The sequence below is a fragment of the Pyxidicoccus xibeiensis genome (assembly GCF_024198175.1).
Lineage (GTDB): Bacteria > Myxococcota > Myxococcia > Myxococcales > Myxococcaceae > Myxococcus > Myxococcus xibeiensis.
The window spans coordinates 755565-769410 of the sequence record NZ_JAJVKV010000004.1; the positions used below are offsets into that span (position 1 = coordinate 755565).

14 protein-coding genes are annotated in these 13846 nt (G+C 70.5%); 5 read left to right on the top strand and 9 right to left on the bottom strand.

Annotation, left to right across the window (positions count from 1 at the left end; genetic code table 11):
* Positions 1-2: 2 nt before the first annotated feature.
* Complete coding sequence (locus tag LXT23_RS20970; RefSeq protein WP_253981989.1) at positions 3-557, bottom strand: hypothetical protein; 555 nt, start codon at positions 555-557, stop codon at positions 3-5.
* 164 nt (positions 558-721) lie between these two features.
* Positions 722-1336 (bottom strand): putative glycolipid-binding domain-containing protein, encoded by a 615-nt coding sequence (locus LXT23_RS20975; RefSeq protein WP_253981990.1) that lies wholly within the window; start codon positions 1334-1336, stop codon positions 722-724.
* Positions 1337-1485: 149 nt separating this feature from the next.
* Here LXT23_RS20975 and LXT23_RS20980 point away from each other — a divergent pair, with 149 nt between their 5' ends.
* Positions 1486-2283 (top strand): helix-turn-helix transcriptional regulator, encoded by a 798-nt coding sequence (locus tag LXT23_RS20980; RefSeq protein WP_253981991.1) that lies wholly within the window; start codon positions 1486-1488, stop codon positions 2281-2283.
* Positions 2284-2298: 15 nt separating this feature from the next.
* On the opposite strand, the gene LXT23_RS20985 is transcribed toward LXT23_RS20980, so the two are convergent.
* From LXT23_RS20985 to LXT23_RS21000, 4 genes are all read right to left on the bottom strand, one after another.
* A complete protein-coding gene (locus LXT23_RS20985; RefSeq protein WP_253981992.1) occupies positions 2299-2958 on the bottom strand; it encodes an HAD family hydrolase in 660 nt (219 codons plus the stop codon).
* Between the two features lie 84 nt (positions 2959-3042).
* The gene (locus tag LXT23_RS20990) at positions 3043-3624 is read right to left on the bottom strand and encodes an ExbD/TolR family protein (protein ID WP_253981993.1); all 582 of its coding nucleotides are present in this window, start codon (positions 3622-3624) and stop codon (positions 3043-3045) included.
* A gap of 24 nt (positions 3625-3648) precedes the next feature.
* A complete protein-coding gene (locus LXT23_RS20995; protein WP_253981994.1) occupies positions 3649-4134 on the bottom strand; it encodes an ExbD/TolR family protein in 486 nt (161 codons plus the stop codon).
* Positions 4135-4255: 121 nt separating this feature from the next.
* The gene (locus LXT23_RS21000; RefSeq protein ID WP_253981995.1) at positions 4256-4993 is read right to left on the bottom strand and encodes a MotA/TolQ/ExbB proton channel family protein; all 738 of its coding nucleotides are present in this window, start codon (positions 4991-4993) and stop codon (positions 4256-4258) included.
* 328 nt (positions 4994-5321) lie between these two features.
* On the opposite strand from LXT23_RS21000, the gene LXT23_RS21005 reads away from it, so the two are divergent.
* Positions 5322-6203 carry a GspE/PulE/PilB domain-containing protein gene (locus tag LXT23_RS21005; protein WP_253981996.1) on the top strand — a complete coding sequence of 294 codons (882 nt, stop codon included), beginning with the start codon at positions 5322-5324 and terminating at the stop codon, positions 6201-6203.
* A 3-nt stretch (positions 6204-6206) separates the two neighbouring features.
* Here the strand turns inward: LXT23_RS21005 and LXT23_RS21010 are convergent, their stop codons facing one another.
* Positions 6207-6506 (bottom strand): hypothetical protein, encoded by a 300-nt coding sequence (locus LXT23_RS21010; RefSeq protein WP_253981997.1) that lies wholly within the window; start codon positions 6504-6506, stop codon positions 6207-6209.
* 230 nt (positions 6507-6736) lie between these two features.
* Between LXT23_RS21010 and LXT23_RS21015 the strand changes: the two genes are divergently transcribed.
* The 3 genes from LXT23_RS21015 to LXT23_RS21025 all read left to right on the top strand — a co-directional run bounded on the left by LXT23_RS21015 (position 6737) and on the right by LXT23_RS21025 (position 9889).
* Entirely contained in the window at positions 6737-8464 is a 1728-nt protein-coding gene (locus LXT23_RS21015; protein ID WP_253981998.1) for an AlkA N-terminal domain-containing protein, read from the top strand.
* Positions 8457-9005, top strand: coding sequence for a methylated-DNA--[protein]-cysteine S-methyltransferase (gene ogt, locus LXT23_RS21020; protein ID WP_253981999.1), 549 nt, complete (start codon positions 8457-8459; stop codon positions 9003-9005). Before LXT23_RS21015 ends, ogt begins: the two co-directional genes overlap by 8 nt.
* A 68-nt stretch (positions 9006-9073) precedes the next feature.
* Positions 9074-9889, top strand: a complete 816-nt coding sequence (locus LXT23_RS21025) for an isocitrate lyase/PEP mutase family protein (protein ID WP_253982000.1) — start codon at positions 9074-9076, stop codon at positions 9887-9889.
* 45 nt (positions 9890-9934) lie between these two features.
* Here LXT23_RS21025 and LXT23_RS21030 read toward each other — a convergent pair whose 3' ends face one another.
* Positions 9935-11851: a GAF domain-containing sensor histidine kinase gene (locus LXT23_RS21030; RefSeq protein WP_253982001.1), complete on the bottom strand. Its 1917-nt coding sequence runs from the start codon at positions 11849-11851 to the stop codon at positions 9935-9937.
* On the bottom strand, positions 11841-13820 hold the full coding sequence (locus LXT23_RS21035) for a PAS domain S-box protein (RefSeq protein WP_253982002.1): 1980 nt from the start codon (positions 13818-13820) through the stop codon (positions 11841-11843). Before LXT23_RS21035 ends, LXT23_RS21030 begins: the two co-directional genes overlap by 11 nt.
* Positions 13821-13846 lie beyond the last annotated feature (26 nt).

The following is a 13846-nucleotide window of genomic DNA, read 5'->3' on the forward strand; positions in this document are numbered from 1 at the left end:
CGTCAGGTGCTGGCCGCGCGGCGGCGGCAGGGCATCTCCTGCGTCAAGCGCCAGGTGGCACCGCCGTCCTTGGACAGGAGGCCGCGCCAGAGGAACGAGTCCTGGGTGATGGCGGTGAACATCCAGCGGAGGAGGTGGCCGTCCGGGTCCTTCCCCTCGATGTGGATTTCGTCGCCCACGGGCCTGCCGGTGAGGACGGCGAGGAAGCCGGTGGTGGCGCCCAGCCAGATGACGCGCCAGGAGTCATTCTTCGGGTCGAAGTGGCGCAGCGTGGTGCCGATGCGCCGCTGCCCCACCGCCGCGCTCATGCCTGCCTCGGCGTTGGGGTAGACGAGCACGTCCTGGATGACCCTGCCGTCCAGCGCCCAGGAGAAGGACCACTCTCCGGGCTGGCGGAAGACCTCCGCCCCGTCCTCGCCGTAGAACACGACGTCGGCGTCCCACGCGCCGATGAAGCGGCCGAACAGGTCCAGCTTGTCCGCGTGTGTGGACAGCGGCCCCTCCGCGCGCAGCAGTTCCATTGCCCGCTCGGCGAGCGGGGCTTCGTGACGCGACATGATGACTTCCTCGTGGATGGGACCCGGTGCATCCGGGTCAGGGGTGAAGTACGGCGCGGCCTCCGCGGGCGTCCGGGAAGGTGGCCCCTTCCTGCACAGCGCGACCCGGGCGTGCGCAAGCGCGCCGCGTGTGGCCCTCACGCGTGCCGGGTGACTGCTCCGGCTCAGCGGCCGGTATCGGCGATGCGCTCCCAGCCGGGCGGATAGGTCATGACGAGCCCGTGCGCGTCCGCCTCCACCTCGGCGGTGAAGCTGCCGCCGCGGCTCTCGTAGCGGTACCGTGACTGCGTCAGGCGCGTGTACCGCTGCGGCAGCGGCTCCAGCGAGAGATCCGGCATGCGGACCCACGCGGCCGTCACGTCGCTCCCCTGCCCCACGTCCAGCGCGAGCCGGCGGATGGGCAGGGTGTTCGTGGAGGGCGTGAAGGCCAGGTCGACGTCGGTGAGCCCGCGGAACTGGGGCACCTCCTCGTCGCCCCGCCACCAGCGCCGCTGCGCATCCACGCGGAGGTGGAGCGACTGCGCCACGCCCCCACGCCGCAGGTGGATGCGCGCCTCGCGCGTGGCCCACTGCCCGTCACACGTCACGGTGTAGTCCACCGCGAAGGGGGCGCCGTCCTCCACGAGCACCACGGAGCCGGCCAGCTGCCAGCCCTCGCCGGACTCGCGCAGCTCGAAGTACTCGCTCCCCGTGGCGTCCAGCTGCCGCCAGACGAGCGCGCGCAGACACCGCCACGCAGGGGCCTTGTCGGAAGTCACATCGGGACGCTGGGAGGTCATGAGGGTGCCCCTGGGAAAGGTCCGCCGGCACATCGCCGGTCTCGACACGCAAGGTAGGCAGGTCCGCGCGGCGCGTCTTACACATCCTTGCTGTCGGCGTTGCCGACCTCACGCTTGCCGGCTCCCGGCTGCCGGGAGATGGTGGGCCCATGCCGCGCCTGCACGCCTCGCTCCTGCTGAGCGAACCGGACCTCCAGCTCTCCCGGGTGACCTGCGATGGCCACGACGGCCCGCGCCTCGAGGAAGAGGCCGCGGAAGGCGAGCGGCTGGTGCTCGCGCTCCACGGCCGCTTCCAGTTCCGCGACGCCAGGACGCGCGCGGTGGTGGGCCCCGGCGTCGGCCTGCTGATGCGCTCGCACCAGCCCTGTGAAATCAGCCACCCCCACGGCGGCGGAGACGCCTGCCTCTCCGTGCGCGGCACCTGGGTGCGCCGGTGGATGGACCCGGGCGCGGCCACCTTCTCCGTCAGCGCGGAGGCCTACGTGAGCCTCCAGGCAGTGCTCGCCCGCGTGGCCCGCCGTGAGTCCGTGGAGCGCATCGAAGTCGAGGAGGCGCTGTCCCTCGCCGTGGCGCCCTCTACGCATCCGGAGGGCGCCACCGCGCCGAGCCCGCGCGAGCGGACCATCGCCGAAGCCATCGCCCACGAGGTGGCGCTCCGCTTCGACTCGCGCGTCACCCTCGAGGAGCTGTCCCGGAGCGCGGGCGTTTCCGTCTTCCACGCGAGCCGGGTGTTCCGCCGGGTGATGGGGACGGGCATCCACCAGCACCAGCAGGAGGTCCGGCTGCGGCACGCGCTCGCGCTGCTGCTGGACACGCGGCTGCCGCTGGCCGAGGTGGCGCTGGAGGCCGGCTTCGCCAACCAGGGCCACCTGGGCAATGCCTTCAGGCTGCGCTACGGGCGCACGCCAGGCACCCTGCGCAGGGAGCAGGTGCGGCGGAGCTCCTGAAGCACGCCCGCGCCGTCAGGTCCGCGCGGTGCGCAGCGCCGCCAGCAGCTCGTCCGCGGTGGTGGCCACCGCCCGCGCACCATGGGCCCGCAGCTCGGAGACGTCCCGGAAGCCCCAGGTGACGCCCACGCCGTACATCCCCGCCGCGCGCGCCGTGTCCATGTCGATGGAGGTGTCGCCCACGAAGCCGCACACGCCGGGCTGCGCGCCCAGCTCCGCCGCCAGGGCCAGCGCCGCCGTGGGGTCCGGCTTGCGAGGCACGCCCGGCCGCTCGCCATACACGGCATCGAAGCGCACGCCCGGCAGCAGCCGCTCCACCAGCCGCTTCACGAAGCCGTCCGACTTGTTGCTCAGCACGCCCAGCCGCACGCCGTCCTCCGCGAGCGCGGCCAGCACCTCCACGACACCGGGGTACGGCGCCGTCCGGTCGAACAGGTGCGTGTCGTAGCGCGCGCGGTACGTGGCCAGCACCGGCTCCAGCAGGTCGTCACGCCCGGCCGGCACCGCCCGGCGCACCAGCTCCTTCACACCCTCACCCACGAAGCGCAGGTAGGCGGGCTCCGGGTGCGTGGGCAGGCCATGGTGCGCCAGGGCGTGGTTCATCGCATCCGCGATGTCCCCCAGCGAGTCCACCAGCGTCCCATCGAGGTCGAAGACGACGGCGCGTAGCTGCATGGATGGGTCTCCCGCGGAAAAACGAAAACGCCCTGGCCAACCGGGCCAGGGCGTTCGGGGCTTTGGGGCCCGCTCAGCTGAGGACTACGGCGTCACCTGGGCCGTGGGGCCCGCCGGCGCATCACCCGCGACGGTCATCACCGCGAAGTTGATGTTGTTGTAGCCGGCCGTGGCGCAGCTGAACATCACCCGCTTGATGATGGCGTACTCCACATCCTTGTGAGCCTGGATGTTGATGTCGCCCTTGAAGCCGTTGGCGTCGTCCTTCGCCATGGCGTGGAGGTCCTCGTACTGCTTCTTCATGTCCCGGAGCTTCTCCTCCAGCGCGGGAATGTTGAGGTACTCGTCCTTGGAGAAGTCCTCCACGCGACCCACGATGGTGCCCGACACGCTGACCTGGTCGTTGGACACCATGACGACGGGGTGCATCTCCACTTCCTTGACGTTCGCCGCCTCGGGAAGTTCGATGTCCTTGGTCATCATCAGCACCTCGCCCGTCGCGGAGAAGTTCGCGATGAGGAAGAGCACGATGATGACGAACATGTCGACCAGCGGGGTGATGAGAAGGTCGGCGTAGCCGTTCTTCTTCCCGTGTCCGCCGTGTCCGAACACCTTGGAATGCTGGAGGCGCTTGCCGTACCGCTTGCCTGGGACCTGGATGGCCATGACGTGTGCTTGCTCCGTGTATGGCTAGCCCATCGCCGCGGACACCGACACCTGGGGCAGCCCAGCGCCGATGCACTCGTCGATGATGCGAACCAGGATCTCGTAGCGGACCTTGTCCTCGGGCTGCAGGGTGATGGCCGTCTGGTCCGGCAGCTGCGCCTTCAGTTCCTTGAAGCGCGCCACCAGCTTGGTCAGGTCGGTCTTGCCCTTGCTGTCCTGGGTGAGGGGAATCGGGTCGAAGGCGCTCTGGTCCGCCGTCAGCCGCAGCTCCGTGGGAGTAATCAGCAGGTTGAGCTGGACCGTCTTGGTCTCCTCCACCTTCTGCTCCTCCTCCGTGGAGGGGCCTCCCGCCTGGGAGACCTGGAGGCGGCCAATCTGGGTCCAGACTGCCGTCATGATGAGAAAGCTGATGGTCACCGCCATCAGGTCAATGAAAGCGGTCAGGTTGATGGCGACGTCGAGCGACTTCTTGCCCTTGCCACCTTGACCTGTGTCCATTCCGCCGGCCATGGCGTTCTTCTCCTTCGGCCGTGCTCAGTAACGAGCAGTGAGATTGCAGTGGGCTGGGCGCGCCGCGCGTTCCCCACATGGGGACCTGACAGCGCGCCCGGACTCCGGGTTCCGGAAGGGACTACTCCTCGTGGTGGGTCGCCGAGGGCACGTTCATGTTCTTGAACTTGTCCTTGTTGGCCACGATGAGGTTGAGGACGGAGACGCTCGTCTCGTTGATGTCGTTGATGAGCGCCTGCGTGCGGCCCATCAGCACGGAGAAGGCCACCAGCGCCGGGATTGCCGTCACGAGCCCGAAGCCCGTGCAGTTCATGGCTTCGGAAATACCGTTGGCGAGAATGGTCGCCTTGTCGGCCGGGTTCACGTTGGCCACGGCCTCGAAGCAGGAGATGAGACCCGACACGGTGCCGAGCAGACCGGCGAGCATCGCCGCGTTGCCGAGCATGGCCAGGTAGCCGGTGCGCGCCTCGAGACGGGGCGTCTCGCGCAGGCTGGCCTCGTCGAGGGCCGCCTGGACCTCGTCGTTGCCCTTCGGCACGTTCATCAGGCCGGCCTTGATGACGTTGGTGAGCGGCGTGGACTTCTGGCCGGCCACGTAGTTGATGGCCTTGTCCAGGTCACCCGCGTAGATGTGCTTCTTCAGGCCCCGGAGGAAGGCTTCCTTGTTGATGGAAGCCTTGCCGAAGAGGACGATACCGCGCTCGACCATGATGGCGAGTGCGATAACGAGACACACCGCGATGGGGTACATACCCCACTGACCGGCCTCCCAGCGCTTCGCGACTTCCTCGAAGAAGCCTCGCTCCGGGCCGCCGGTATTCGCGAGTACGGTCAGATTCGTCAGAAACCCCAGGTTCATCGCGTGATGCCTCCACTGCGCGGCTTGGCCCGGTGATCCGGGCCACCATTGCCTGACGCCCCCCCAGGCGGTTGTTCCGCCCTCATGGGCGACAGGAATGGATGTTGAAAACGGTGGTGCCGACTTTAGGAATGCGAGCCAGGGGTGTCAAGGCGCGCCCAGTGACGTTAAGTGCTGAAATCTCATAGGAATTTTGCGCCGGACCACCCCTTGCCAGGTGGTCTCCCCAGCAGCAAGGCAGGCATTTTCGGGGGGATTCCCAACCGACGGCGGATGTGACAACGCGCCTGCTTCCTGGGTTCCGGAACGCGTGCTAATTCCGCCCGCCATGGCGAGGAAGCGCATTGGCGAGCTGCTGTTGGAGCAGCGGGCGATCAGCGTTGCGCAGCTCGAGGCGGGGCTGGCGGCGCACCGCAAATCCGGGCAGCGACTGGGGGCCACTCTCATCGCGCAGGGGGCGATCACGGAGGCGACGCTCGCGGGCGTGCTGAGCCAGGCCCTGGGGTTGCAGCAGGTGGACCTGGCGGCAGTCACTCCCGAGTGGGCGGCGGTGCACCTGCTGCGGGCCCGCTTCTGCGAGCAGCACGATTTGTTCCCCTACGCGCTGGAGAGCGTGGGCGGGCGGCGGCAGCTCGTGGTGGCGATGAGTGATCCGCTCAACGTGACGGCGGTGGAGGAGATCGAGTTCACCAGCGGACTCAAGGTGAACGTGCGCGTGGCGGCCCTGTCGGCGGTGCGCAGCGCGATTCTGCGCTACTACCACAAGGTTCCGGTGGCCGCGGCGAACACCGCAGCCACGGCGGCGCCGGGCGCGTCCCGGCCCGCGCCTGTGAAGCCGCTCGTCGCGCCCCCCGTGCAGAAGGCCCGGGCGGCGCCGCCCCCGGAGGAGGACGACGACGAGGTCATCGTCGGAGAGGAGCTGCCTCCGGGAGAGACCACGCAGCGCACGTCCCTGGCGGAGCTGATCCGCGAGCGGGAGGAGCAGCGCAAGCAGCGGCGGGGGCAGGCGACCGCGAAGCCGAAGCCGGCGGCGAGCGGCGGTGGCGTGCTGGACGACCTGGACTTCCTCTTCGGGCAGGCTCGCGAGGACCCGGACCGCATCGAGGAGCTGGAGCGCAAGTTCTGGGCGCTGATGCGCATCATGGCGCGCAAGGGGCTGCTGACGAAGGACGAGTTCACCCGCGAGCTGGACGACGAGGGCGAGCGCTGAGGCTCATCGGCGTCGGGAGGCGCGCTGAGCGAGCGCGCCCAGACCGAGCGCGACGCCCCCACAGGACGCCAGCCCCAGGAACACGGAGCCCACCCACTCGCCCTTCCGGGCCACCCTCTCCCGGTGCTGCCGCTGGTGGTCGGCCGTGCTCATGACGGCCGAGGTGCAGTTGCCACCCGTGCAGGTCGTCACGAGGACGGGCTCGCTGGCGACAGGCGGCGCGACGGGCTGGAAGTCGCCACTCCAACGGGCCCCCATCCCGACGTAGAGGCCGAGGAGCAGGACCGGTGCCCCGAGGGCCATGAGCAGTCCACCCGCCCGGCGGAGCCACGTCGAGGCGGTGGAAGGGGCCGTCACGGCTCGAGTCTACGTCACGCCGTCCTGGGTTCCCCACGGACGAGCCGTGACACCCGGGCCCGCTCCGTGCGTCCAGCACGCATGGCTCCACGTGGTTTCCTGTGCCACGCTCGGACGGGGTGTCCATGTCCGAAAACCGCGAGAGCGCATCCGGGCGACGTGAGAAGAGTCCGCGCATGGACCTGCTCGACCGCGACGCGTGCTACCGCGCCCTCCAGACCCGCGATGCGCGGTTCGATGGACGGCTGTTCGTCGGGGTGACCTCGACGGGCATCTACTGCCGCCCCATCTGCCCCGCACGCACCGCGAGCTTCAAGAACTGCCGCTTCTATGCGTCGGCCGCCGCCGCGCAGGAGGAGGGCTTCCGGCCGTGCCTGCGCTGCCGCCCCGAGACGGCGCCGGACCTGGCCTCCTGGAATGGAACTTCCAGCACCGTCTCCCGGGCCCTGGCGCTCATCGCGGACGGTGGCCTGGACGGGGGTGAGGCGGGAGTCGACGCGCTGGCCGAGCGCCTGGGCGTGGGCGGGAGACAGCTCCGCCGACTGTTCAAGCAGCACCTGGGGGCGTCGCCCATCGCCGTCGAACAGACGCGGCGCGTGCTCTTCGCCAAGCAGCTCCTCCAGGAGACGCGGATGCCCATGGCGGAGGTGGCGCTCGCGTCCGGATTCGGCAGCGTCCGGCGCTTCAACGAGACGTTCCATGACCTGTTCCACCGTCCGCCGCGAGAGCTGCGCCGCAAGGCCCAGACGGAGCTTCCGGAGGGCTCCGTCGCGGAGGCAGGTGTCACACTGCGACTTCGCTACCGGCCACCGTATGACTGGCCCGCGATGCTCGCGTACCTGGAGGCGCGCGCCATCGATGGCGTGGAGCAGGTTGCAGCCGGGAGCTACCGGCGCACCGTGGCGCATGAGGGCAGGCTCGGCACCGTGGAGGTGCGCCACGAGCCTGCGCGGGACAACCTGGTGGTGACGGTCCGCTTCCCGAGCGTGAAAGCCCTGCCGGCCATCCTGGCCCGCGTGCGGCGGGTGTTCGACGTGGGTGCGGACATCGAGGCCATTGGTGCCCACCTCTCGCGAGACCCGTTCCTGGCGCCCCTGCTGGCGCAGCGGCCCGGCCTGCGTGCACCGGGAGGGTGGGACGGCTTCGAGCTCGCGGTACGCGCCATCCTCGGCCAGCAGGTCACCGTCGTCGCCGCGCGCCGGCTCGCGGGCCAGCTGGTGGCGCTGTGTGGTGAGCCCCTTCCCGCTCCCGCGAGCCTCCACGCGAGGCTGACGCGCGCGTTTCCTTCCGCCGAGCAGGTGGCCAGGGCCGACCTGGGTGCGCTCGGCATGCCCTCGGCTCGGAGGGCCTCGCTCAAGGCGCTGGCGGAGGCGGCGCTCGCGGACCCCCACCTGTTCCGCCCCTCCGGCACCGTGGAGGAGGCGATTGCGCGGCTGCGCGCGATTCGGGGCGTGGGCGAGTGGACGGCGCAGTACATCGCGCTGCGCGCGCTGCGGGAGACAGACGCGTTTCCCGCCAGTGACATCGCGCTGCTCAGGGGCGCGGCGAACGGGGCGGGTGAGCGGCCGACACCCGAGGACCTGCTCCAGCGTGCCGAGCCATGGCGGCCCTGGCGGGCCTACGCCGCGCAGCACCTGTGGGCCGCGGACGCCGCCGGAGCGCGTCCGAGAGAAAGTCCCCTCCTGGTTGACCTCCCGTCTCCGAGCATCGACCGCACCACAGCGCACGCGCCGCGAGAGTCCGTCATGGGAGAGGCCATGCCTGCCCATCGCGACGGCACCGCAGCGCCGAAGCGGAGGAGCCAGCGCCGGAGGCCCGTCATGGCTGAGGCATTGTCGCCACTCATGGACAGCACCACCCTGCCGAAGGGAACGCGCGTTCCACCGGAGGCCCGTCATGGCTGAGCCCCTGCGTCTGCTCATCGACCGGACCGACACGCCGATAGGCGAGCTGGTCATCGTCGCGGACCGAGAAGGCCGGCTGCGCGCCGTCGACTGGACCGACTACGAGTCCCGCCTCCAGCGGCTGCTGCGCCTGCACTATGGCGAGCACGGCTTCGCGCTGGAGCCGGCACGGAATCCCGGAGGCCTCACGAAGGTGATGGCCGCCTACTTCGAGGGAGACCTCGGCGTCATCTCCCGCCTGCCAGTGGAGACGGGCGGCACGCCCTTCCAGCGCACGGTCTGGGCCGCGCTGCGTGACATCCCCTGCGGCGCCACCGTCTCCTACTCCGAGCTGGCGAAGCGAATCGACCGCCCCGCCGCCGTGCGGGCCGTGGGCCTCGCGAACGGCGCGAACCCGGTGGGCATCGTCGTCCCGTGCCACCGCGTGGTGGGAGCCAACGGCTCTCTCACCGGCTACGGAGGCGGCCTCGAGCGGAAGCGCTGGCTGCTCGCCCACGAATCCCGGGCACATCCGGGTGCGCGGCAGGCGTCTGCCCGTTAGCTCCTCGCCCCACCTCCGAGCCTCCAGCGGCGTCGGAAGTCTTCAATCACTCTCAACGGAGATGCTTCATGACCTCACACGCCTCCAAGAACGCGCAGGTGTTTCGCCAGCTTCACGCCGAAGGGCTGTTGCTCCTCGCCAACGCCTGGGACGCGGGGACCGCGCGAGTCATCGAGAGCCAGGGCGCGAAGGCCCTCGCCACCACCAGCGCCGGCGTCGCGTGGGCTCACGGCTACATGGACGGAGACGCGTTGCCGGTGAAGCTGCTGGTCGCCACCGTGGCGGCAATCACCCGCGTGACGAAGGTACCGCTCACCGTGGACGTGGAGGGCGGCTACTCGAGCGACCCCGCCGCCGTGGGCGAAGCCATCGCCGCGGTCATCGACGCGGGCGCGGTGGGCATCAACCTCGAGGACGGTGGGGGAGCCCCGGAGCTGCTGAGCGCCAAGATTGAGGCCGTGAAGCGCACGGCCGCCCGGCTCGGCGTGGACCTGTTCGTGAACGCCCGCACGGACGTCTATCTGCGCGGCCTGGCCCCCAAGGGGCGCCAGGTCGAGGAGGCGCTGGCGCGTGCCGAGCGCTACCGCGCCGCCGGAGCCGATGGCCTCTTCGTGCCGGGAGTGACGGACGCCGCCGAAATCCGGGCCCTCGCCTCGGGGACGAAGCTCCCGCTGAACGTCATGGCGAGGCCCGGCCTGCCAACCGTGGCGGAGCTCCAGGCGCTGGGAGTCCGCCGGCTGAGCGCGGGCTCCGGCATCGCCCAGGCGGTGTTCGGCAGGACGGCCTCGCTGGCCGCCGCCTTCCTCCGTGACGGAGCCACCGCGCCGCTGGGCGAGGGCGCACTGCCCTACCCCGAGCTCAACGCGCTGATGACGGGCCGCTGAGGCCGGAGCCCGTCCTCCAGGCCCAGGGACAGCGGCCCCCGCGTCTCAGCCCACCGCCAGCGGCAGCCGCACGGTGAACGTGGTGCCAGCACCGACGCAGCTCTCCACGGTGAGCCGTCCACCGTGGTTCTCCACAATCCCCTGGCAGATGGACAGCCCCAGGCCGGTGCCCTTCCCCTCCGGCTTGGTGGTGAAGAACGGCTCGAAGATCTTCTGCAGGTGCTTGGGGTCGATGCCCGTGCCGGTGTCGCGCACCGTCACCACCGCGTCCTGACCGTCCTTCCCCGTGGTCAGGTACACCGCGCCGCCCGGCTGCATCGCGTGGCAGGCGTTGGTGATGAGGTTGACGAACACCTGCACCAGGTTCGCGCGCACCGCGGACAGCGGCGGCAGCTCCGAGTACTCGCGGTGCACGCTGACGCGCGCCTGCGCCACCACGTGCTCGCAGAAGCCCACCGCCATGTCCACCACGGCGTTGAGCTGCACCTTCTCCGGCTTGTCCTGCGCCGGCCGCGCGTAGCTCACCAAATCTCGCGTGAAGCGCAGGATGCGGTGGCTGCTCTCGAGAATCTTCTTCAGCTTCTCCTGGTCCGCCGGGTTCGCCCCCGGCGTCGTCCGAGAGCGCTGCAGCAGCGCGTCCGCGTACGTCGCCACCGCCGTCATCGGGTTGTTGATTTCGTGCACCACGCTGGCGGCGAGCTGGCCGATGGAGGCCAGCTTCTCCGCGTGGATGATGCGCTTCTCCAGCTCCTTCACCACGGTGATGTCCTGGCCGATGGCGATGACGCCTTCGACTTCACCGTGCTGGGTGAGCATGGAGGAGGTGGCGAACGACACGCGCACCTCGCCGCCGTCGCGGGCCAGCAGCCGCGTCTCGAAGCTGTTCACCGACTCGCCGCGCATCGCCGACGCGATGACCTGTGTCAGCCGCAGGTGCTCGCTCTCCGGCACCAGCCAGAACAGGTCCTTGCCCAGCACGTCTTCCTTCCGGAAGCCGGTGAGCGCGCTGATGGCCTGGTTGAAGACCACCACCTGCTTGTCCCGGCTCGCCACCAGGATGAGGGCGTTGGCCTTCTCCAGCAGGTCCTCCAGGTACTTGCGGACGAAGGTCAGCTCGTCGATGAGCTTCGCGTTCTTCACCGCCACGGCCACCTGGTTGGCCAGCTGCAGGAGCACGCGCTCGTCGTGCTGCACGTCCGCGTCGAAGCCCTCCGGGTACTCCATGTTGACGGCGCCGAAGAGCTGCCCGCTCGCCACCAGCGGCGCGCTCACCCCGTGGGTGCTGCCCTCGAACAGCAGCGGCACCTCGCTGAGCACCGCCACCCGGCCCGCGGGCAGCGCCGCCTGCGACAGGTTCGTCTTGTCCACCGCGCGCTGGAGCAGCGCCAGCGGCTCGTGCGCGCCCTCCTTCAGCCGGCCCTCCGCATAGAGCGACGTCAGCCCGCCGGTGCGCGCGTCGGTAATCCGGATGCAGAACGAGCGCCCGGGGAACAGCTCCTTCACCCCGCGCGCCACCGCCGCGACCAGCTCCTCCTCGCCACCCGACTCGGCCACGCTGCGGCCCAGATCCAGCAGCACGCTCTCCGTGCGCGCCTGCTCCAGCAGGGCCCGCTCCGCCACCACCAGCCGGTTGCGCGCCAGCTCCGGCTCGTTGCGCGCGCGCACCGCCACCACGTCCCCACGCCGCGACAGCGTCAACACCACGCCGGCCAGGTCGGACAGGAGCTCCACGTCACAGCTGCCACCATCCGAGGGAGCGCTGGCGCCCGTCAGCGCACGCGCCACGTCATCCACGGACACGTGGTGGTCCGCACAGAAGCGGCGGAAGGCCTCGTTGACGGCCACCAACCTCAGGTTGGGGTCGCACATGGCCGCGGGCGCGTCGAGCGCCTCGAAGAAGGCCTGGAAGGACTCGGGCGAGGGGCCGCCGGGAATGCGCACGACGCGAGGCTCAGTCTTCATGGGAGGAGGCCTTGTCCAGGTCGAGAATCTGCTGCGCCCCCATGTACGACTTCGTCTCGTAGCGGGTGATCTTCCCGATCTTCCGCACGATCTCCGCCATGCGCTCCGCCTCGCGGTAGATGATGTCCACCGGCTTCCAGGCGAAGTCCTCCTCCTTCAGCTTCCGCTTGAGCAGCTCCGCGTAGCCCATCACCGAGGTGAGCGGCTGGTTCAGCTCGTGCGCGGCCGTGCCGGCGAGCGCGACGATGACGGCGCTCTTCTCGCTCTCCTCCAGCCGCGTCTCCACGTCCGACAGCTTGCGCTCCAGCTGCATCCGGGCGCGCAGGTCCGTGAAGATGCCCACGCTGAACACCTCACGGCCGCCCTCGTAGACGATGGAGGCCGTCATGTTCACCGGCACCCGCTCCCCGGAGCGGTGCACCAGCTCCTCGCGGGTGAGGGACAGCCGGCCCTTGCCGCCATGCTCCGGGCTGCGAATCATGCCCATGATGCGGCGGGCGACCCCGGGCGGATAGAGCTGGTCCACGGTGAGGCCGCCCAGGGCCTCCTGCGACGTGTAGCCGCACATCGCCTCCGCGCCCTTGTTGAAGAGGATGATGCGCCCCTTCAGGTCCGCCGCGATGATGGCGTCCACCGACGAGTCGATGAGCCGCTCCAGGAAGTCCTTCGTCTGGCGCAGCTCGTACTCCAGCTTGCGCGCGTCCGTGACGTCCCGGAAGGAGAGGATGGTGGCGGCGTCCTCGTCCCGCAGCGGCGCGGCGGACATGGACAGCGTCAGGCGGCGGCCCGCGGGGGTGTTCACCTCCACGTCCACGCCGGAGCGGGCCTCGCCGCGCGACGCGGTGGTCACCAGCTCCATCAGCACGCACTCGTCCACCGGCTGCGTCACCTGGTGCAGGTGGCGGCCCCGCGCGTCCGGCGCGGGCATGTCCAGCATGGCCGCGCCCGACGGGTTGAGCGACAGCACGCACGCCTTGTCGTCGAGGATGGCCACGCCCTCGCTGACGTGCGCGAAGAAGAGCTGGTAGGGCTTGAACGACGCCGCCTGCTCCTCGGCGGCCAGGCGGGCCGTCTTCTCCGCCTCCGTCTGCCCGCGCACGGACTGGAGCACGGACGCGTTGCGCAGCGCCACCGCGGTGGCATGCGCCACGGTGGTGAGGAACTCGATTTCCCGCGAGGTGAAGGTCCGCCGCGTCCCCGCCGCGCGCAAGAGCAGCACGCCGCGCACCTGGCCGCGGATGGGCAGGGGCAGCGCGGCAATCGCGTGGATGCCCCGCGCGGCCACGGCCCGGCGCTCCACGTCCCCCAGCAGCGGGTGGGTGGGCGCCTCCTGCATGACCACGGGCTTGCCGGTGCGCATCACCTCGCGAATCTCGGGGTAGCGCGACAGCTCGATGCGCAGGTCCTTGAGGGTCGGGTCGTCGCTGGCGGCGACGATGATGCCCTCGTCGGCGTTGCGGCCGAGCATCACCAGCGTGGCGCGGGCGATGTCCAGCTTCTCCGCCAGCCGGCGGGTGACGCCGTGCAGGAGCGCCTCCACGTCGGAGGTCTCCGCGTAGTCCGCCGTCAGCTCCAGCAGGAGGGCCAGGTCTGTCTGCCCGCGCTCCTGCTCCTCGCGCTCCAGGCAGCGCTCGGCGGCGCACTGGAGCCGCCAGGCGAGCTCGTGGACGACCACCGGCACGCAGAGGACGTCCGCGGGCTTGAGGGCCTCCGCGGCGGCGAAGCCCGCCTCCCCCGGCTCCGTCAGGACGACCAGGGCGAGGGAGGAGGCCCGGGGGTCCTCACGCAGGGCCCGCAGCGAGGACTCGCTGCCGGGCACGGTGAGGTCCACCAGCGCGAGGGAGGCGCCTTCCAGGCCATCCACCACCCGCAATCCCGCACGTGCCGCCGAGGCGGTCAGCGCCTCACGCGCGGGCGAATTGGGGGGCACCAGGGTGATGCCCAGAGCGAATTCCAGCGAGGACGGCACGGGGGAGGTGGGGTCCAGGGGAGATG